The organism is Streptomyces sp. NPDC056222 (assembly GCF_042264065.1).
Classification (GTDB): Bacteria; Actinomycetota; Actinomycetes; order Streptomycetales; family Streptomycetaceae; genus Streptomyces.
Map to the genome: position 1 here is coordinate 1 of NZ_JBHJTL010000056.1, position 19,912 is coordinate 19,912.

The window sequence follows — 19,912 nt, forward strand, 5'->3', positions numbered from 1 at the left end:
ATTCACGATCCCGGGCACCCGCACCCCGTTTTCGCGTTGCACCGCCGGTACCGAGAGGGGACCGAGAGCGGACCGAGAGAGCACCGCGAGCGGCACCGCGCACCGTATGAGGTGCACGAACCGAGCCCGAGGGTCCGCGGCCGAGGCCATGGTCGACCAACTCGCGTGGTGGGGCCACGCCTTGCGCGACGACCGCGCCCTGCAGCCGTATCCCGCCCAGCGCAGCCCATCGACCGAGCCCGCACCCCACCACGTCGGATCACGCACCAGACTCGAGGAAGGAATTCCATGTCATCGAACGCCCCCGAGGCACCTGCCCTGAAGGCCGGGACCCGGGAATGGGTGGGACTCGCGGTGCTGGCCCTGCCGACCCTGCTGATCTCTCTCGATCAGAGCGTGCTGTACCTGGCACTGCCCCACCTCGCCGAGGGGCTGAAGCCGACCGGCACACAGACGCTGTGGATCATGGACATCTACGGCTTCCTGATCGCCGGCTTCCTCATCACCATGGGCACGCTGGGCGACCGGATCGGCCGCCGCAGACTGCTGATGATCGGCGCGACGGCCGTCGGCATCACCTCGGTGGCGGCCGCCTGCTCCACCAGCGCGGAGGCCCTGATCGTCACCCGCGCCCTGCTCGGCGTCGCCGCCGCAACGCTGATGCCGTCCACCCTCGCCCTCATCAGCAACATGTTCGAGGACCCGTACCAGCGCGGCCGCGCCATCGCGGTGTGGGCCGGCTGCTTCATGGGAGGCACCGCTCTCGGCCCGGTCATCGGCGGCGCGATGCTGGAGTCCTTCTGGTGGGGCTCGGTGTTCCTGCTCGGGGTGCCCGTCATGCTGGTGCTGCTGATCGCCGCGCCCCTCGTGCTGCCGGAGTACAAGAACCCCCGCGCCGGCAGGATCGACCTGTTCAGCGTCGTGCTGTCGCTGGTGTCGATCCTGTCGATCATCTACGGACTGAAGGAACTCGCGCGCTACGGCTTCGAGTCGGTACCGGTCGTCGCGATCGTCGTCGGCGTGGCCGTCGGCGCCGTGTTCGTGTCGCGGCAGGGCAAGCTGGCCGATCCCCTGCTGGACCTGAAGCTCTTCAAGGTCGGCGCGTTCACCGCTGCGCTGTTGATCCTGATGGTCTCGATGCTCGGGACCGGCGGCGGCTATCTCTTCATCACCGGGTTCGTCCAGATGGTGGAGGGCTATTCGCCGATGGAGGCGGGTCTGTGGATGGTGCCCGCGGCCGTCGCGTCGATCGTCGCCGCGCAGCTGGCGCCGATCTTCGCCGAGCGGCACCCGCTCAGCACCGTCATCGGGGTGAGCCTGCTCATCGGCATGACCGGCTACCTGCTGCTCGTCTTCGTCGGCCCGGTCGGCGGGATGCCGTTGCTGCTGGCAGGCTTCGTGATCACTTTCATCGGCGTCGGCACCTTCGGGGCACTCGGCACCAACCTGGTCGTCGGGTCCGTTCCGCCGGAGCGGGGCGGCTCCGCGGCGGCGCTCTCCTCCATCAGCGGTGACCTCGGCACCGCGCTCGGCATCGCCACGCTCGGCAGCCTCGGCACCGCCGTCTACCGAAGCTCGCTCGACGTGCCCGACGGCACCCCGGCGGCCGCCGCCGACTCCGCCGCGGGAAGCATGGAGGGCGCCGTCACTGCCGCCCGGAGCCTCTCCGCCGAGGCCTCCGACGGACTGCTGACCGCCGCCAGGGACGCGTACACCAGCGGGCTGAACTCGATCGGTGTCGCCTGCGCCGTCGTCACCGCGATCAGCGCGACCATCGCGTTCACCTTCCTGCGCAAGAGCCACGGGGCCACGCCGTCCGGCGACGCCCCGAAGCAGCGGGAGGCCGAGGCCGAGGGCTCGTTCTCGACCACCTGACGCCTCTCCGCCCGACACCTCCGACAGGAACGAGCGGCAAGAACGCCGGCTCGGGCCCGCAGCCCGCGCCGGCGTTCTTCCGGACTTTCCAGTTCCCTTCGGGTGCGTAACTCCCCTGACGACGACGCCGTGCACACACGTGTCATCAGGCTGACCGCCGGGCCGATACCGCGCTGCCATCGCCCGCCGCACTGGGCTAGCGTGATCACATGCGTTTCGGGATTCTCGGTTCGTTGGGGGTGTGGACGGAGGACGGACGACCGGTCCGGGTGCCCGAGCTCAAAGTCCGCGCTCTGCTGGCCAGCCTTCTGGCGCACCAGGGAAGACCGGTCTCCGCGGACAGGCTGATCGACGACCTGTGGGGCACGAGGCTGCCCAGCAACCCGGTGGGCGTGCTGCAGAACAAGGTGTGGCAGCTGCGGCGGGCACTCGAGGACGCCGAGCCGGGCGGTCGGGACCTCGTGGTGTCCCTCTCGCCGGGATACCAACTGCGGCCCGGAGCCGACGCGGTGGACGCGGACCGGTTCCTCGGCCTGATGACGCGGTCGCGGGCGACCGACGACTCCCGGGTGCGCGCCGCTCTGCTGGCGGACGCGCTGGCAGTGTGGCGTGGGCCCGCGTTCGCCGACTTCGCCGACGAGGAGTTCACCCGCGCCGCGCGGGACCGGCTGGAGGAGCAGCGGCTGACCGCGCTGGAGGAGCAGGCCGAGGCACGGCTGAACCTCGGCGAGCACGCGTTGGTGGCCGACGAACTCGGGGACCTGGTCGCCCTGCACCCCCTCCGGGAACGACTGCGGGCCGCTCAGCTGCGCGCGCTCTACCGTGCGGGCCGACAGAGTGCGGCGCTCAGCAGCTACGCCGACCTGCGCGGACGCCTGGCCGAAACTCTGGGCCTGGATCCCAGCCCCGAACTGGCAGCCCTGCACCAGGCGATCCTCACCCAAGATGCGTCGCTGACCGCCGTCCCCTGTCCCGACACCGCCGCGGCCCGCCCACCGACGAACGTGCCCACCTCTCTCACCGGCCTGATCGGCAGGGCGGAGGCGATCGGTGAACTCCGGGAGCTGCTGGGCACGAACAGACTGGTGACGCTCATCGGCTCGGGCGGGGTCGGCAAGACGCAGCTGGCCCTGGCGACCGCGGCGCAGGTCGGCGCCGAGTTCCCGGGGGGCGTACGGCTGGTCGAATTCGGTGCGCTCGACCCGTCCCCGTCGGACGACACCCGGGGACAGGGCACCGTGGCTTCGTCGGTCGAGGTGCACGAGGTGCTCGGCGCGGTACTCCGCGTCCGGGACGACACTGCTTCGGGACTCGGATCCGGGGGTGTGCCACCCTCGCTGACCGACCGGGTCGCCCAGGCGCTGGGCGACCGGCCGGCCCTGTTGGTGTTCGACAACTGCGAGCACGTGGTCGGCCCGGTCGCCGAGTTGACCGAGCGGCTGCTCAAAGCCGTACCCGCCCTGAGGATCCTGGCCACCAGTCAGGTCCCGTTGGGCATCACCGGTGAACACCTCCAGGAAGTGCCCCCACTGCGACGACCAGGACCCACGACGGAGCTCAGCCCCGCGTCCGTACACCGCTACAGCGCGGTGGAGCTGTTCGTGGCACGGGCGACCGCGGCGGCACCGAACTTCGTACTCGACGCGACCAACGTCGAGGCGGTCGTCTCGATCTGCCGGCGGCTCGACGGCATTCCGCTCGCCCTGGAGATGGCCGCCACCCGGGTACGGGTGCTGGGGGTACGTGAGTTGGCCGCGCGCCTCGACGACCGGTTCCACCTCCTCGCGGTGGGCGCGCGCAGCGCCCCGGCACGGCAGCGCACCCTGAGGGCGGTGATCGACTGGAGCTGGGAGCTGCTCGGCGAGCAGGAGCGGGTGGTGCTCCGGCGGCTGGCCGTGCACGCCGACGGCTGTACTCTCGCCGCCGCCGAGGAGATCTGCGCCGCGGACGGCCTGGACCGTACGGACGTACTCGACGTGGTCGCCCGGCTGGTGGACTGGTCCCTGGTGGTCATGACGGACGGCACGGACGGGCCCCGGTACCATCTGCTCGAATCGGTCACCGCCTACTGCGTCGAACGCCTCCACGAGGCGGGCGAGTTCGAAGAACTCCGGCGCAGGCACCGCGACCACTACACCGGTCTGGCCGAGCGGGCCGACCCTCACCTACGGGGTCATGGCCAGCGGCAGTGGCTGCACCGCCTGGACACCGAAGCCGCGAATCTGCGTACCGCGTTCGATTGTGCGGTGCAGCTCGGTGACGCCGACTGCGCGTTGCGCCTCGCGAATGCGCTCAGCTGGTACTGGTACCTGCGCGGCCGGAGCAACGAGGCCAAGCGGTCCCTGACCGTGGCGCTGTCGCTCGACGGCGCGCCGCCCGCCGCGGCGGCCGAGGCCACGGCCCTGCTGGGCGGCTTCAAGCTGGTGCTCGGCGGCATCGCCGATCCGGTGGCGGAGTACCGCACCGCGTTGCAGCCGTACGAGGAGCTGGACGACCCGGGCGGGCGTGCCCGGGCCCAGTGGTTCCTCGGATCCAGCCTCTACGGCATCGGCGACCTGGGGCCGAGCGAGGACCTGGTGCACCGGGCACTGACGACGTTCAGGGCACTCGACGATCGCTGGGGCATGGCCGCGGCCCTGGGCAGCCGGACCTTCCACGCCAATCAGAGGGGCGATCTCGGCGCGTTGCGGCGGGACGGTGAGCAGAGCCTGGAGCTGTTCCGCGAACTGGGCGACCAGTGGGGGCAGCTGCAGGCCTCGGTGCCGCTCGGGACGCTGGCCGAGACCGTCGGGGACTACGAGCGGGCCGGGCGACTGTACCGGGAAGGACTGCGGATGGCGGAGGACCTGGGGCTGTGGCCCCAGGCCTCCTTCCAGCTCTCGGGACTCGGCCGGGTCGCGCTGCTCACCGGGGACCTTCCACGGGCCGAGGAGTTCCACGAGCGCGCCGCACGGCTCGCTGCCGAGCAGTCGGACCGCTTCGGGGAGCAGTACGCCGAGATCGGCCTCGCGCTGGGGGCGCGCCGGGCGGGTGACCTCGACGCGGCCGAGCGGCATCTGGTCCGGGTGCTCGACCTGCACCGTCAGATGGGTTACGAGCCGGCCAGGCCCTCGGTGATCCTGGTCGAGCTGGGGTTCGTCGCGGAGTGCAGGGGCGACGCGCCGGCCGCACTGGCGCTGCAGCTGGAGGCCTGCACGGCGGCCGGCGAGACCGGCAATCCACGGGCGGTCGCGCTGGCTCTGGAGGGCCTGGCGGGGGCGCAGTCACTGGCCGGCCACTCCGAGCACGCGGCCCGGTTGCTGGGGGCGGCCACCGCGGCCAGGCAGTCGGTCCAGGCACCACTGCGGGGTGGCGAACGCTTCGACGTGGACCGCATCGCCACCCGGCTCAGGGACGCACTGGGCGAGGCCCACTACGACGCGGAGTTCGCGCGGGGCGGCGCACTGAGGCCGGAGGAACTCCTGCAGACCCCGGAACGCGGAAAGCCGGACTCGGCGGAGCCCTTGAGCACATGACGCAGCCGCTGCCCATAAAGTCCATCCGCGATGTGCGTGCCCACCTCGCCGAGGTCGTGGAGCGCGCCGAGCGCTTCCGACGCAGTACTTGACGTACGTCTGGAAGGACTCGGCCGCCTCGCCGGAGTGCGCCTTGCTCGCGGTCAGGGCATAGGTCTGCGCGTCTTCCAGGAACCGCTGCATGAGCGATCCCGCATGCCGCCAGGACGTGGCGACATCGCGGATCTTCTCGGTCGAGCCCCGGAATCGGTCGCTCCGCCCCGCCGGAGCGTACTTGTCGTACCAGGCGCTTTCGCCGACCACCTCGGGAAGCTCCTGTCCGAGGCCGAGGTAGTTCTCCGTGCAGTCGGCCCCTGGATCGCCCATACCCACCGCGGGCCCGAGTTCTGCGGACCGCCGCGGACAGCAAGACGCCCTGACCCGCGTTCTCGCGGGTCAGGGCGCCTCTGCCGGTCCGGTCAGACGTTGAAGCGGAACTCCACCACGTCGCCGTCCTGCATCACGTACTCCTTGCCCTCCATGCGGGCCTTGCCGGCCGCGCGGGCGTCGGCCACCGAGCCCGTTTCCACGAGGTCGGCGAAGGAGATGACCTCGGCCTTGATGAAGCCCTTCTGGAAGTCGGTGTGGATCACACCGGCCGCCTCCGGGGCCGTCGCGCCCTTCTTGATCGTCCAGGCGCGGGATTCCTTCGGGCCGGCCGTCAGGTACGTCTGGAGGCCGAGGGTGTCGAAGCCGACACGGGCCAGGATCGCCAGGCCCGGCTCCTCCGCGCCCACGGACTGGAGGAGCTCCATGGCGTCCTCCTCGTCCAGCTCGGCGAGGTCCTGCTCCAGCTTGGCGTTGAGGAAGATCGCCTCCGCCGGGGCGACCAGCGCGCGCTGCTCGTCCTTGAAGGAGTCGTCGGTCAGCTCGTCCTCGTCGACGTTGAAGACGTACAGGAACGGCTTCGTGGTGAGGAGGTGCAGGTCGTGCAGGAGCTCGGCCTTGTCCGAGCCCTGGAGGATGCCCTGCGAGAAGAGCGTGTCGCCCCGCTCCAGGATCTCCTTCGCCGCCTCGACCGCCGCGACCTTCGGGGCCACGTCCTTCTTGATACGGGCTTCCTTCGCCAGCCGCGGCAGGACCTTCTCGATGGTCTGCAGGTCGGCGAGGATCAGCTCGGTGTTGATCGTCTCGATGTCGTCCTTCGGCGAGACCTTGCCGTCGACGTGCACGACGTTCTCGTCCTTGAAGGCGCGGATGACCTGGCAGATCGCGTCCGACTCGCGGATGTTCGCCAGGAACTTGTTGCCCAGGCCCTCACCCTCGCTCGCGCCGCGGACGATGCCCGCGATGTCCACGAAGTCGACCGTCGCCGGCAGGATCCGCTGCGAGGCGAAGATCTCCGCCAGCTTCGTCAGACGAGCGTCGGGAACACCGACGACGCCGACGTTCGGCTCGATCGTGGCGAACGGGTAGTTGGCCGCCAGGACGTCGTTCTTGGTCAGGGCGTTGAACAGGGTCGACTTGCCGACATTCGGCAGACCGACGATTCCGATCGTGAGCGACACGGTGGCGACTTCCTGGAGTACGGATGGGGGTGCGGTGGTGGGCCGATCCCCCAGTTTACGGGGGGTCCGAACCGGCCTGCGACGCCGACCTTCGGCCGATCTCGACGGCAACGTCACCCAAAGGGCGTGTCCTGTACCGTCCCTGCGCCCCTTCCCGACCTACGTTGGTGTAGTGGAGCAGCAACGGACAAGTCAGCCTCAAGGCCGCCGACGGCCCCAAACACCTCTCACGCCGCCCGGCGCGCTCGTGGAGGGCGCCTCCGTCTACCGCGTCGCCGCCCATCCGGGCCGCCCCGGCAGCGGCCGGGTCGAGCGGGCCGTGCCCGTACGCCGGCCCGCGCCGCCCGTCGTCGTCGCGCTGCGGCGGCTGCCCAACCCGCGGCTGACCGGCCTCGGCGCCGGGCTCTTCGCCTCCGCCACCATGCTGATGCTCGGCCTCCTCGACCAGCTGCTCCTCGACGGCTCCCCACTCGCCTACGGCCTGCTGTTCCTGCCCGTCAGCGCCCTCACGGCGCTCTGGGTCCGTACCGCCGACCTCGTCACCGCACCGATCAGCGTGCCCATCGCCTTCGCGGTCGGTGTCGTGCCGATCGCCGGCGGCACCGGGGGCTTCGGCGGGCAGGCGATGGCCGTCGTCACGGCCCTCGCCGTGCAGGCCGGGTGGCTGTACGGCGGCACCCTCGTCGCCGGTCTGATCACCTGCGTCCGGAAGGTACAGCACATGGCTCGCCGCCAGCGCCTCGCGGCCCGCGCGCCCCAGAGGGTCCGCCGCCCGTAGTCCGCAGAGCCCCGCAGGGGCCCGCCGCCGACTCGCCGCCCTCAGGCGCCGAAGTCTCTACCGCGCCCGCGCCGCCATCGCCGCGCCCACGATCCCCGCGTTGTTCTCCAGCTCCGCCGGCACGATCTCCGCCTTGATGCCCTCGATCAGCGGCAGGAACTTGTCCGCCTTCCGGCTCACTCCCCCGCCGATGATGAACAGCTCCGGCGAGAACAGCATCTCCACATGGGCCAGGTACTTCTTCACCCGCCGCGTCGCCCAGTGCTCCCAGCTGAGGTCCTCGTCCTCCTTGGCCTTCGTCGAGGCCCGCTTCTCGGCATCGTGGCCCTTCAGCTCCAGATGGCCCAGCTCCGTGTTCGGCACGAGCCGGCCGTCCACGAAGAGCGCCGATCCGATGCCCGTACCGAACGTCAGCAGGATCACCGTGCCTTTGCGGCCCCGGCCCGCGCCGAAGGTCATCTCGGCCACACCGGCCGCGTCCGCGTCGTTCAGGATCGTCACCGGGAGCCCGCCCAGGCGTTCGCCGAGCAGCCTGCCCGCGTCGACGTCGATCCAGGACTTGTCGACGTTCGCGGCGGTACGGATCGTGGAGCCCGTCACGACACCCGGGAAGGTCACCCCGACCGGGCCGGACCAGCCGAAGTTCTCGACGACCTCGACGACACATCCCGCCACACCTTCGGGTGTGGCGGGATGCGGGGTCAGTACCTTGTGGCGGGGCTCGGCGAGCTCTCCTCGCTCCAGGTCCACCGGAGCGCCCTTGATGCCCGAGCCGCCGATGTCCACTCCGAAGACGTTCATGGACCCCACGGTAAGGGCTGTGGCCGGGAGTTACTCCTTGAACGCCACCCTCGGAGGAGTGTCCTACTCCTGTACGAGCTTCGCCGCCTCGGCGCGCAGGTCCTTGTTCCGGAGCTCCTTCGGGAGCGAGAAGGTCAGCGACTCGTCGGCCGTCTTGACGATCTCCACGTCCGCGTAGCCACGCTCGGTGAGCCAGGCCAGGACCTCCTGGACGAGGACGTCCGGGACGGAGGCGCCCGACGACAGGCCGACCGAGGTGACGCCCTCCAGCCAGGCCTCGTCGATCTCGCTCGCGAAGTCGACCAGGTACGCGGCCGGCACGCCGGCCTGCTTGGCGACCTCGACCATGCGGATCGAGTTCGAGGAGTTCTTCGAGCCGACGACGATCACCAGCTCGGCCTGGCCGGCGAGCTCCTTGATGGCCAGCTGCCGGTTCTGCGTGGCGTAGCAGATGTCGTCGGACGGCGGGGAGATCAGGTTCGGGAACTTCTCCTTCAGCGCGTCGACCGTCTCCATCGTCTCGTCGACCGAGAGCGTGGTCTGCGAGAGCCAGACGACCCGGTCCGGGTCGCGGACCTCGACCTTGGCCACGTCGCCGGGGCCGTCGACGAGCTGGATGTGGTCGGGAGCCTCGCCGGAGGTGCCGATGACCTCCTCGTGGCCCTCGTGACCGATCAGGAGGATGTCGAAGTCCTCCTTGGCGAACCGGACGGCCTCCTTGTGCACCTTCGTAACCAGCGGGCAGGTCGCGTCGATGGTCTTCAGGCGACCCTCGCGGGCCTCCTCGTGCACGGTCGGGGCCACGCCGTGCGCGGAGAACATCACGATGTTGCCCGCCGGCACCTCGGTCGCCTGGTCGACGAAGATCGCGCCCTTCCGCTCCAGGGTCTGGACGACGTACTTGTTGTGGACGATCTCGTGGCGTACGTAGATCGGCGCGCCGTACTGCTCCAGGGCCTTCTCCACGGCGATCACGGCACGGTCCACGCCCGCGCAGTAGCCGCGGGGAGCGGCGAGCAGGACACGCTTCGGGCGGTTCGTCGTGGTCGCGGTCTCGGGCGTCGACGCGGGCGTAGCAGTCATGCGTCCCATCGTAAGGCCGCGTGATACCGCGGTCGGCTACGGCCGCGTCGGTGCGGCAGCTGATCCGGACCGTGGCCGAGACTTGTGCGCATGGCCGAGGAAGCACAGGTGGCGGCACACACCGGACTGCGGCGGACCCTCGGGTTCCGCGACCTTGTCGTCTACGGGCTGCTCTTCATCGCACCGATGGCTCCTGTCGGCGTCTTCGGCACTCTCGACGCCAAATCGCACGGCGCGGTGGCGCTCGTCTACATCGTCGCCACCGTCGCGATGGCCTTCACCGCTTTCAGCTACGCACAGATGGTGCGGGTCGCCCCGCTGGCCGGCTCGGTCTTCACGTACGCCCGCAAGGGCCTGGGCGAGGGGCCGGGGTTCGTCGCCGGGTGGATGGCGATGCTCGACTACATGCTGATCCCGGCCGTGGCCTACCTCTTCGCGGGCATCGCGATGGAGGCGCTGGTCCCGGAGGTGGACCGGTGGGTGTGGACCGCGATCGCGGTGGTCGTCACGACGCTGCTCAACCTCTGGGGCGTACGGGCGGCCGCCCGGGTCGGCTTCGCGGTGCTCGCCATGGAGATCGTGGTGCTGCTGATCTTCGTTGTGTCGTCGGTGGTCGTCCTCGTCCAGGACGGGGCACGGCGCGACTGGTGGTCACCGCTGGGCGGGGACGGGACGTTCTCGACGGCGGCCGTGGTGGGCGCGGTGTCGGTCGCCGTGCTCTCGTACCTGGGCTTCGACGCGATCGCCTCGTTCGCGGAGGAGGTCACCGGAGGGTCGGAGAAGGTGGCGCGGGCGGTGCTGTTCTGCCTGGCGCTGGCGGGCATGCTCTTCGTGGCCCAGACGTACCTGGTGGCACTGCTGGAACCGCTGTCGTCGGCCGAGCTCGCGGCCGATCCGGGGAAGCAGGGGTCCGCCTTCTACGACGCGGTGGACGTCTCCGTGGGTACCTGGCTGCACGACCTGGTGGCGGCGTCGAAGGCGATCGGCGCGGCGTTCGCGGCGCTCGCCGGGCAGGCGGCGGCCGGACGACTGCTCTTCGCGATGGCCCGGGAACGACGGCTTCCGCATCTGCTGGCCCGTACCGACTCGGGCGTACCGCGGGTGGCGCTGCTCCTCGCCGCGGCGGTGACGATGGTGGCGGCGGTGTGGGCGGCACAGCGCGACGACGGTCTCGACCACCTGGTGTCGGTGGTCGACGTCGGGGCCCTGACGGCCTTCGTGCTGCTGCACGCGAGCGTGGTGGGGTGGTTCGCGGTGCGCCGGATGGAGGGGCCGCCGCACTGGCTGTGGCATGTGGTGATGCCGGTGGTGGGCGCGACGATCCTGATCGCCGTGATCGTGGAGGCGTCGGTGTCGGCACAGCTGGTGGGCGTGATCTGGCTGGGGGTGGGGCTGGTGGTGCTCGCGCTGCAGGGGACGACGCGGGTGCAGTGACCCCCTAGGTCGCGGGCATTCGTTTCGCCGGCGCGGAACGGGTGGGCACAACGGAGTGTCCGTGTCCGCCGCTAGTCTCGGCCGCATGGGTCTCAATACGTCCGCCGAAGCGCCGCTGCCCGTCGGGGAGGTCTCCCGGCTGATCGGGGGGTGGATCGACCGGCTCGGTGCCGTGTGGGTCGAGGGGCAGATCACGCAGTTGTCCCGGCGGCCCGGGGCCGGGGTCGTCTTCCTGACGCTGCGGGATCCCTCGTACGACATCTCCATCGGCGTGACCTGCTACCGCCAGGTCTTCGACGCCGTCGCCGATGTCGTCTCCGAGGGCGCCCGGGTCGTCGTGCACGCGAAGCCCGAGTGGTACGCGCCGCGCGGGCAGCTGTCCCTGCGGGCCGTGGAGATCAAGCCGGTCGGCATCGGGGAGCTGCTGGCCCGACTGGAGCAGCTGAAGCGGAGCCTGGGCGCCGAGGGGCTCTTCGCGCTCGACCGCAAGAAGCCCCTGCCGTTCCTCCCCCAGCTCGTCGGCCTCGTCGTCGGCCGCGCCTCGGCCGCCGAGCGGGACGTCCTGGAGAACGCGCGGCGCCGCTGGCCCGCCGTCCGCTTCGAGGTCCGTAACGTCGCCGTGCAGGGCGTGAAGGCCGTGCCCCAGGTCGTCCAGGCGGTGAAGGAGCTGGACGCGCACGACGGGGTGGACGTGATCATCGTGGCGCGGGGCGGCGGCAGCGTGGAGGACCTGCTGCCGTTCTCGGACGAGCAGCTGATCCGGACGGTCGCCGACTGCCGTACGCCGGTGGTCTCCGCGATCGGCCACGAGCCGGACTCGCCACTGCTCGACCTCGTCGCCGACCTGCGCGCCTCCACGCCGACCGACGCCGCCAAGAAGGTCGTACCGGACGTCGGCGAGGAGCTGGACCGGGTGCAGGGCCTGCGGGACCGGGCGCTGCGGACCGTACGGGGGTTGCTCGACCGCGAGGAGCGTGGGCTCGCGCACGCGCTGGCGCGGCCCGTCATGGAGCATCCGCAGCGGATGGTGGAGCTGCGCGAGGACGAGCTCGACGCGCTGCTCGCCCGCAGCCGGCGGACGCTCGGGCATCTGCTCGACCGGGCCGACTCGGAGCTGTCGCACACCCGGGCGCGGGTCAGGGCCCTGTCGCCCGCCGCGACGATGGAGCGTGGGTACGCCGTGCTCCAGCGGGCGGACGGATCGGTCGTGCGCTCCCCGGAGGAGGTCGCGGTGGGCGAGGAGCTGCGGGCCAGGGTCGCGGCGGGCGAGTTCGCGGTGCGGCGCGTTGTCGGACCGGACGCATAGGGTGGTTTCCATGGCAGCCACCACGGAAGAGGCGCTCGGTTACGAGCAGGCACGCGACGAGCTGATCGAGGTCGTTCGGCGTCTGGAGACGGGCGGAACGACCCTGGAGGAGTCGCTCGCGCTCTGGGAGCGTGGAGAGGAATTGGCAAAGGTCTGCCGGCGTTGGCTGGAAGGCGCTCGGGCACGGCTCGACGCCGCGATGTCCTCTTCCGAGGGCGACGAGGCCGAGGACGCCGCCGAGTAGCGGCTTCCGAGGCAGCGGCCTCGGAAGCCCGCAGCCTCGGAGATCCGGCGGCTACGGACACCACAACGATGTGAAGCGGATCACTATCCGCATAGATTAGTTGAAAGTTAACCAATCACCGTCGTACGGTGAAGGCATCGCTAGACCCCCGCAGCAGTTCGGAAGGTACGCAGCATGTCCCTCGCTCTTGACTCCGCCGCCCAGGACCTCCTCTTCCGTGAGGCCCGCACCGCCAACACCTTCACCGACGAGCCGGTGACCGACGAGCAGGTCCAGGCGATCTACGACCTGGTGAAGTACGGCCCCACCGCCTTCAACCAGACCCCGCTGCGCATCACCCTGGTCCGCTCCCCCGAGGCCCGCGAGCGCCTGGTCAAGCACATGGCCGAGGGCAACCAGCCCAAGACCGCCGCCGCCCCGCTGGTCGCGATCCTCTCCGCCGACAACGAGTTCCACGAGGAGCTCCCGGCCCTGCTCCCGCACTTCCCGCAGGCCAAGGACATGTTCTTCGCCGAGCGCCCGGTCCGCGAGGGCTCCGCCCTGGTGAACTCCGCCCTCCAGGCCGCCTACTTCATCATCGGCGTCCGCGCCGCCGGCCTCGCCGCAGGCCCGATGACCGGCCTCGACTTCGCCGGCATCCAGAAGGAGTTCCTGGACGACGACCACACCCCGCTGATGGTCATCAACATCGGCAAGCCCGGCGAGGACGCCTGGTTCCCGCGCTCCCCGCGCCTGGCCTTCGACGAGGTCGTCACCACCGTCTGACCCGTACGGCATACGGCGGAACCCCCGGACTCCATGAGTCCGGGGGTTCTCGCGTTTCCGGGGCCCGTTTCCGAGCCGCGCGCCTACGCCTTCTTCGACTGCAGCGCGCCCGCCATCTCGGCCAGCCGCTCGAAGGAGGCCGTCCCGGTCACCACCGTCGTGGCGCCGCCTTCCGTGCGCACCAGGGCGTCGTACTTCGGCCCCTCCCAGCGCTGCCAGACCTGACCGGCGACCGTCTGGGTCTTTCCGGAGTTCTCGGCCTGCTGGGTGACGTCGGGGACGTACTTCTTCGGCTCCTCCGTCGACTGGTGGATCGCCACGTACTGGGTGTCCGGGGAGAGGAAGCCCAGCTGCCAGGCGTCGTGCTGCTCGCGCTTGTACGAGACCACGGTCGCCTTCCAGTCCTCGCCGAGCCCCTCGGGGGCCAGCACCGGGTACGGCGCCGCCCGCTGCGCCGTCAGGAGCTCGACCCGGTAGTCCTTCGCCTGGACCGGGTTCGCGTCCTCGTCGTGCGGGATGAAGAGATACATCACGCCCGCGGCGACCATGATCACACCGAGGGACTGGAACATCCCGCGTACCGTCTGCCTGCCTCGCATACCTGCCACGCCCCCCATGGTCGCATCATGGTGTTGTGCTCATACGTGGGCCCCTCTGCTCAATTTGTCGACGTACCGATAGAGTCGCAGCACCCTCTTTATTCCGGCCGTCGCCGTACAGAAAGGTGCGCTCCGATGACCGAGCATTCCCTGCCGTCCGAGCTCGAGGTCTCCCCCGAGGCCCCTGACCGCAACCTCGCCCTGGAGCTCGTCCGGGTGACCGAGGCCGCCGCCATGGCAGCCGGCCGCTGGGTCGGGCGCGGTGACAAGATCGGCGCGGACGGCGCCGCGGTCAATGCGATGCGGACGCTGATCTCGACCGTCTCGATGAACGGCGTCGTCGTCATCGGCGAGGGCGAGAAGGACGAAGCCCCCATGCTGTTCAACGGCGAGCGGGTCGGTGACGGGACCGGCGCCGAGGTGGACATCGCCGTCGACCCGATCGACGGCACCACGCTGAACGCCAAGGGCATGCCGAACGCGATCGCCGTCCTGGCCGCCGCCGACCGCGGCACCATGTTCGACCCGTCCGCGGTCTTCTACATGGACAAGCTGGTCACCGGCCCCGAGGCCGCCGACTTCGTCGACATCAACGCGCCCGTCTCGGTCAACATCCGCCGGGTCGCCAAGGCCAAGAACATGTCCCCCGAGGACGTCACGGTCGTGATCCTGGACCGCCCGCGTCACGAGGGCATCGTCAAGGAGATCCGCGAGACCGGCGCCCGGATCAAGTTCATCACCGACGGCGACGTCGCCGGCTCGATCATGGCCGTCCGCGAAGGCACCGGCGTGGACCTGCTCCTCGGCATCGGCGGCACGCCCGAGGGCATCATCTCGGCATGCGCCATAAAGTGCCTGGGCGGTGTCATCCAGGGCAAGCTGTGGCCCAAGGACGAGGCCGAGCGCCAGAAGGCGATCGACGCGGGGCACGACCTGGACCGTGTGCTGTCCACGAACGACCTGGTCAGCGGCGAGAACGTGTTCTTCGTCGCCACCGGCATCACGGACGGCGAGCTGCTGCGCGGCGTCCGCTACCGCTCGGAGACCGCCACCACCTCGTCGCTGGTGATGCGGTCCAAGTCCGGCACGATCCGGCAGATCGACTCCACGCACCGGCTGTCGAAGCTGCGTGCCTACAGCAAGATCGACTTCGACCGGGCGAAGTAACCCCCGGAGCGAGCGACAGCGGTACGAAGAGGGGCGCCCCCATGTGCGGTGGGGGCGCCCCTTCCCGTACGGCCGAAGCCGGGACCTGAGCCGTCAGCCCGCCGCGGCGATCCGGTCCGCCGCCGCCGTCTTCTTGAGCTCCACCTCGCGCCGCCGGCGCCGGGCGAGGACGACACGGCGCTCGGCCGCGGTCAGCCCGCCCCAGACTCCGTACGGCTCAGGCTGGAGCAGTGCGTGCTCCCGGCACTCGACCATCACGGGACAGCGGGCACAGACCTGCTTGGCGGCCTCCTCACGCGACAGTCTGGCGGCGGTCGGCTCCTTGGAGGGGGCGAAGAACAGCCCGGCTTCGTCCCGGCGGCACACCGCCTCCGTGTGCCAGGGGCCGGCCTCGTCCTCCCGCGCGGGGGCGCGCTGGGGGGGCACGGCGGCGACCTGGAGGGGCTGATGCGGCAGTTGCAGCACGGTCTACTCCTGACGACGGCTTCGCGAGCGAGAGACGATGCACCAGCCCTACCCGCTGTGCGCACGCCTATGCACTGCGTGCCGCCGAGTTCCGGAGTGCGGAACGTCAGGAGCGAAATCCGGTCAGGGGCACCCGCGGATCCGGTCAGCGGCCGCGGCGCTCACGGAGCGGGTCAGTGGCCGAGGTGCTTGCGGATCTTGCCCTGGAGGTCGGTGATCCACTTGCCGCGCTTGGGCTTCGCCTCGACGTTGCCGAAGACCGAGTAGCCGTTGATCACGACGACCGGCGCCTGCGGGTCGGCGCCCTCCAGGTTCACGACCTCGAAGTTGCCGAAGATCCCGGTTCCGTTGCCGCGCAGGCTGATGTTCTCCGGGACCCGCACCTCGACGTTGCCGAAGATCGACGTGGCGTTGATGGTGGTCAGCCGCTGGGCGAAGAGCGCCTCGGTCAGGTCGATCTCGATGTTGCCGAAGAGCGCGAAGGCGTTCGTCCTGCGGCCCACCCGCCAGCGGCCCTTGCGGGTGGTGCTGGAGAAGACGGCGACCAGGTTGTCCGCGGGGCCCGAGTCGTCGTCGGGGCCGTACGAGTAGGACCGCTCGGGCTCCCGACGGGCACCGGCGCCGGCCGGGAGGTCCCGGACGATCGGCTCGAGCTCACCGACGGTCTTGGCGCGGTAGACCGCGTCGATCCGCTCCGAGTGCTCCTCGGGGTCGAGCCGCCCCTCGGCCAGGGCGTCGCGGAGGATGTCCGCGATCCGGTCCCGGTCGGCGTCCGAGGCACGCAGGGAGTCCCCCGGAGCGGCGGGAGCCGGCGGAGCGGGAGCCGGCTCGGCGGGAGCGACCGGCTGCTGGGGCTGCTTTTCGAGGTCCACGACGCCAGCGTAGCGAAACGCGATAGATCGCGACTAGGGGGCACGACGGGGAGTCGCCACTCCTGGACATGTGTCCATGTAATCTGGACACATGTCCACCATCCTTGCGAACGTCGCCGTCGGCCTGGTCGCCGCCCTGCACGCCTACATCCTGGTCCTGGAGATGTTCCTCTGGGAGCGCCGTCCCGGCCGCGAACTGTCCGGTTTCGACGCCACCATGGCCCGCGCGACCGCGCCCCTCGCCGCCAACCAGGGCCTCTACAACGGCTTCCTCTCCGCCGGTCTGGTGTGGGGCCTGATCGCCGACGACCCCACCGGGTACCGGGTCCAGATCTTCTTCCTCTCCTGCGTCGTGATCGCCGGGGTGTACGGAGGCCTCACCGCCAACCGTCGGATCCTGCTCGCCCAGGCCCTGCCCGGGGCCCTCGCCCTCGCCGCCGTACTGTGGGCGGGGTGACCAGCCCGACCACCGACCCTCGCGCCGCCCGGACCCGCGCCAAGCTGCGCGCCGCCCTCCTGGAGGAGTGCGCCGAACGCCCCCTCGACGAGGTCGGCGTCGCCTCGCTGGTCCGCCGGGCCGGGATCGGCCGGGCCACGTTCTACCTGCACTACACCGACCTCCAGGCCCTCGCCGTCGACGCCTGCGCCGATGTCGTACGGGAAGCGGTCGACGCCCTGCACGCCTGGCGCGGCACGCCCGCCCCGGACTCCCCGCCGGCCGCCCTGCCCGCCTTCTTCGCCGAAGTCGCCCCGCACGCCCCGCTCTACCGGAGCCTGCTGCGACCCGGGGGCGGCGGCCCGCTCGGCGAACTGCTCCACCGGGAACTCCGCGCCTACAGCCGCCGCGAGCGCGAGCTGGCCGGGGCGCCCGAGCCCGGTCTCGTGGCATCGGCGGTGGCCGCGACCTTCGCCGGCCTGCTGGCGGACTGGCTGCACGGCCTGATCGAAGCGACGCCGGAGGAGATCGCGGCCCGCACCTGGCGCCTGCTGATCGCCCTGCACCGCACCCCACTGGGGTGAAGGGCGTACTCCACATCGGCAGGGTCCGCGTTCCAAGTGAGCCTTACCTCACAGGATCGGGCCCCGGCCCGCGCTCTACGCTGGAAGGCGCGCCGCCAATGGAGGTGGCGCTGCTGTCTGCCGAGTGAGGAATGGCTGCCGTCATGCCAGAGTTTGCGTACTCCGATCTGCTCCCGCTGGGAGAGGACACCACGCCCTACCGCCTGGTGACCTCCGAAGGTGTCTCCACCTTCGAGGCCGACGGCCGTACGTTCCTCAAGGTCGACCCGGAGGCCCTGCGCCAGCTGGCCACCGAGGCGATCCACGACATCCAGCACTACCTGCGCCCGGCCCACCTGGCCCAGCTGCGCCGGATCATCGACGACCCGGAGGCGTCGAGCAACGACAAGTTCGTGGCGCTCGACCTCCTCAAGAACGCGAACATCGCCGCCGCGGGCGTCCTCCCGATGTGCCAGGACACCGGCACCGCGATCGTCATGGGCAAGCGCGGCCAGAACGTGCTCACCCAGGGCGGCGACGAGGAAGCCCTGTCGCGCGGCATCTACGACGCGTACACCAAGCTCAACCTGCGGTACTCGCAGATGGCCCCGCTGACCATGTGGGACGAGAAGAACACCGGCTCGAACCTGCCCGCGCAGATCGAGCTGTACGCGACGGACGGCGGCGCGTACAAGTTCCTCTTCATGGCCAAGGGCGGCGGCTCCGCCAACAAGTCCTTCCTCTACCAGGAGACGAAGGCCGTGCTCAACGAGGCGAGCATGATGAAGTTCCTGGAGGAGAAGATCCGCTCGCTCGGCACGGCCGCCTGCCCGCCGTACCACCTGGCGATCGTCGTCGGCGGCACGTCGGCCGAGTTCGCACTGAAGACCGCGAAGTACGCCTCCGCGCACTACCTGGACGAGCTGCCGGCCGAGGGCTCCGAGCTCGGCCACGGCTTCCGGGACAAGGAGCTGGAGGACAAGGTCTTCGAGCTGACGCAGAAGATCGGCATCGGCGCGCAGTTCGGCGGCAAGTACTTCTGCCACGACGTCCGCGTCGTCCGTCTGCCCCGCCACGGCGCCTCGCTGCCCGTCGCCATCGCCGTCTCCTGCTCGGCCGACCGCCAGGCCGTAGCGAAGATCACCGCCGAGGGCGTCTTCCTGGAGCAGCTGGAGACCGACCCGGCCCGCTTCCTGCCGGAGACGACGGACGAGCACCTCGACGAGGCCTCCGACGTCGTCAAGATCGACCTCAACCAGCCGATGGACGAGATCCTCGCCGAGCTCACGAAGTACCCGGTGAAGACCCGCCTCTCGCTGACGGGCCCGCTGGTCGTGGCGCGCGACATCGCGCACGCCAAGATCAAGGAGCGGCTGGACGCCGGCGAGGAGATGCCGCAGTACCTGAAGGACCACCCGGTCTACTACGCCGGCCCGGCGAAGACCCCCGAGGGGTACGCCTCCGGCTCCTTCGGCCCGACGACGGCCGGCCGGATGGACTCGTACGTCGAGCAGTTCCAGGCGGCGGGCGGCTCGAAGGTCATGCTGGCCAAGGGCAACCGCTCGAAGCAGGTCACGGACGCGTGCGGCGGCCACGGCGGCTTCTACCTCGGCTCGATCGGCGGCCCGGCGGCGCGTCTCGCGCAGGACTGCATCAAGAAGGTCGAGGTCGTCGAGTACGAGGAGCTCGGCATGGAGGCGGTCTGGAAGATCGAGGTCGAGGACTTCCCGGCGTTCATCGTCGTGGACGACAAGGGCAACGACTTCTTCCAGAACCCGGCCCCGGAGCCGACGTTCACCCACATCCCGGTGCGCGGACCGGGCCTGGGCTAGGCCAAAGGGGGCCCAAGGGTCCCAACCGGCTGTCCGGGCGGCAGGACCGTCCGGACAGCCACCCTTTCACCACCCTGCGGGTCGCCGACAAACCGCGAGCCCACGCAATCGCCCGCCCACCGGCCCACGCCTCCGGCCCGCGCACCTAACCCCACCGTACTGTCGGTAACTTCCCCGGATCGGGCCCCTTGGGACCCGCCGAGGGCGAGTTGTGGAGCCTTGGGGTCACGCACACCGATCAACCCACCGGCAGTGACCAGCGGGGCATGAATCCCAGCCGTCCACAGGCCGTCACACGCTAAGCGCCGCCAGGCCGCCACATTCAACTGCCGCGCAACACCACCCACGCACCCGCAGGCGCCGACCCCGCCCAGGACCGAGGGAGTTGTCGCGCGGCCACGCCCCCGGGCCGCCCTCCGAGTGTGAAAAGGCGACCGGAGGCGGTGGGTCAAGGGTGAAGCGAAGCGCAATCGGCGAAGCCGACGCGACGCAGGAGCGCCCTTGACGCACCGTCTCCGGTCGCCACACTCGGAACGAGGGCGGCCGAACCGGAAGCCCACAAGAACCGCCGGGCCAGGCCCCTCAGAGACCTGAAGCCGGCCACCCCCAGGGCAACGCGTAAGCCGGATC

17 protein-coding genes are annotated in these 19,912 nt (G+C 70.6%); 11 read left to right on the top strand and 6 right to left on the bottom strand.

Features of this window, described 5'->3' with window-relative positions:
• The first annotated feature begins 288 nt into the window (after nt 1–288).
• Together ACFC0D_RS24285 and ACFC0D_RS24290 are read left to right on the top strand one after the other, a co-directional pair.
• On the top strand, nt 289–1,875 hold the full coding sequence (locus ACFC0D_RS24285; protein ID WP_376439590.1) for an MFS transporter: 1,587 nt from the start codon (nt 289–291) through the stop codon (nt 1,873–1,875).
• A gap of 209 nt (nt 1,876–2,084) precedes the next feature.
• On the top strand, nt 2,085–5,390 hold the full coding sequence (locus ACFC0D_RS24290) for a BTAD domain-containing putative transcriptional regulator (protein ID WP_376439593.1): 3,306 nt from the start codon (nt 2,085–2,087) through the stop codon (nt 5,388–5,390).
• Nucleotides 5,391–5,848: 458 nt separating this feature from the next.
• Here the strand turns inward: ACFC0D_RS24290 and ychF are convergent, their stop codons facing one another.
• Nucleotides 5,849–6,937, bottom strand: coding sequence for a redox-regulated ATPase YchF (gene ychF, locus ACFC0D_RS24295; protein ID WP_376439596.1), 1,089 nt, complete (start codon nt 6,935–6,937; stop codon nt 5,849–5,851).
• A gap of 172 nt (nt 6,938–7,109) precedes the next feature.
• Between ychF and ACFC0D_RS24300 the strand changes: the two genes are divergently transcribed.
• Nucleotides 7,110–7,715, top strand: coding sequence for a DUF6542 domain-containing protein (locus tag ACFC0D_RS24300; RefSeq protein WP_376439598.1), 606 nt, complete (start codon nt 7,110–7,112; stop codon nt 7,713–7,715).
• Nucleotides 7,716–7,772: 57 nt separating this feature from the next.
• Here the strand turns inward: ACFC0D_RS24300 and ppgK are convergent, their stop codons facing one another.
• Together ppgK and ACFC0D_RS24310 are read right to left on the bottom strand one after the other, a co-directional pair.
• Entirely contained in the window at nt 7,773–8,516 is a 744-nt protein-coding gene (gene ppgK / locus ACFC0D_RS24305) for a polyphosphate--glucose phosphotransferase (protein ID WP_376439601.1), read from the bottom strand.
• 63 nt (nt 8,517–8,579) lie between these two features.
• Nucleotides 8,580–9,608 carry a 4-hydroxy-3-methylbut-2-enyl diphosphate reductase gene (locus tag ACFC0D_RS24310; RefSeq protein ID WP_376439604.1) on the bottom strand — a complete coding sequence of 343 codons (1,029 nt, stop codon included), beginning with the start codon at nt 9,606–9,608 and terminating at the stop codon, nt 8,580–8,582.
• An 81-nt stretch (nt 9,609–9,689) separates the two neighbouring features.
• On the opposite strand from ACFC0D_RS24310, the gene ACFC0D_RS24315 reads away from it, so the two are divergent.
• The 4 genes from ACFC0D_RS24315 (at nt 9,690) to ACFC0D_RS24330 (ending at nt 13,348) form a co-directional block, all read left to right on the top strand.
• On the top strand, nt 9,690–11,033 hold the full coding sequence (locus tag ACFC0D_RS24315; RefSeq protein ID WP_376439607.1) for an APC family permease: 1,344 nt from the start codon (nt 9,690–9,692) through the stop codon (nt 11,031–11,033).
• Between the two features lie 85 nt (nt 11,034–11,118).
• Entirely contained in the window at nt 11,119–12,339 is a 1,221-nt protein-coding gene (xseA, locus tag ACFC0D_RS24320; RefSeq protein WP_376439610.1) for an exodeoxyribonuclease VII large subunit, read from the top strand.
• 10 nt (nt 12,340–12,349) lie between these two features.
• Nucleotides 12,350–12,583 carry an exodeoxyribonuclease VII small subunit gene (locus tag ACFC0D_RS24325; RefSeq protein WP_376439613.1) on the top strand — a complete coding sequence of 78 codons (234 nt, stop codon included), beginning with the start codon at nt 12,350–12,352 and terminating at the stop codon, nt 12,581–12,583.
• Between the two features lie 174 nt (nt 12,584–12,757).
• Nucleotides 12,758–13,348: a malonic semialdehyde reductase gene (locus tag ACFC0D_RS24330; protein WP_376439616.1), complete on the top strand. Its 591-nt coding sequence runs from the start codon at nt 12,758–12,760 to the stop codon at nt 13,346–13,348.
• A gap of 83 nt (nt 13,349–13,431) precedes the next feature.
• On the opposite strand, the gene ACFC0D_RS24335 is transcribed toward ACFC0D_RS24330, so the two are convergent.
• Complete coding sequence (locus ACFC0D_RS24335; protein ID WP_376439619.1) at nt 13,432–13,965, bottom strand: DUF4245 domain-containing protein; 534 nt, start codon at nt 13,963–13,965, stop codon at nt 13,432–13,434.
• 117 nt (nt 13,966–14,082) lie between these two features.
• Between ACFC0D_RS24335 and glpX the strand changes: the two genes are divergently transcribed.
• The gene (gene glpX / locus ACFC0D_RS24340; RefSeq protein WP_376439622.1) at nt 14,083–15,114 is read left to right on the top strand and encodes a class II fructose-bisphosphatase; all 1,032 of its coding nucleotides are present in this window, start codon (nt 14,083–14,085) and stop codon (nt 15,112–15,114) included.
• 93 nt (nt 15,115–15,207) lie between these two features.
• On the opposite strand, the gene ACFC0D_RS24345 is transcribed toward glpX, so the two are convergent.
• Nucleotides 15,208–15,579 (bottom strand): WhiB family transcriptional regulator, encoded by a 372-nt coding sequence (locus ACFC0D_RS24345; protein WP_376439625.1) that lies wholly within the window; start codon nt 15,577–15,579, stop codon nt 15,208–15,210.
• Between the two features lie 173 nt (nt 15,580–15,752).
• A complete protein-coding gene (locus ACFC0D_RS24350) occupies nt 15,753–16,451 on the bottom strand; it encodes a DUF1707 domain-containing protein (RefSeq protein ID WP_376439629.1) in 699 nt (232 codons plus the stop codon).
• Between the two features lie 91 nt (nt 16,452–16,542).
• Between ACFC0D_RS24350 and ACFC0D_RS24355 the strand changes: the two genes are divergently transcribed.
• From ACFC0D_RS24355 to ACFC0D_RS24365, 3 genes are all read left to right on the top strand, one after another.
• On the top strand, nt 16,543–16,908 hold the full coding sequence (locus tag ACFC0D_RS24355) for a DUF1304 domain-containing protein (protein WP_376439632.1): 366 nt from the start codon (nt 16,543–16,545) through the stop codon (nt 16,906–16,908).
• Complete coding sequence (locus tag ACFC0D_RS24360) at nt 16,905–17,471, top strand: TetR/AcrR family transcriptional regulator (RefSeq protein WP_376439634.1); 567 nt, start codon at nt 16,905–16,907, stop codon at nt 17,469–17,471. The genes ACFC0D_RS24355 and ACFC0D_RS24360 overlap by 4 nt, the downstream gene beginning before the upstream one ends.
• 143 nt (nt 17,472–17,614) lie before the next feature.
• Nucleotides 17,615–19,282, top strand: a complete 1,668-nt coding sequence (locus ACFC0D_RS24365; RefSeq protein WP_376439637.1) for a fumarate hydratase — start codon at nt 17,615–17,617, stop codon at nt 19,280–19,282.
• The last annotated feature ends 630 nt before the right edge of the window (nt 19,283–19,912 follow it).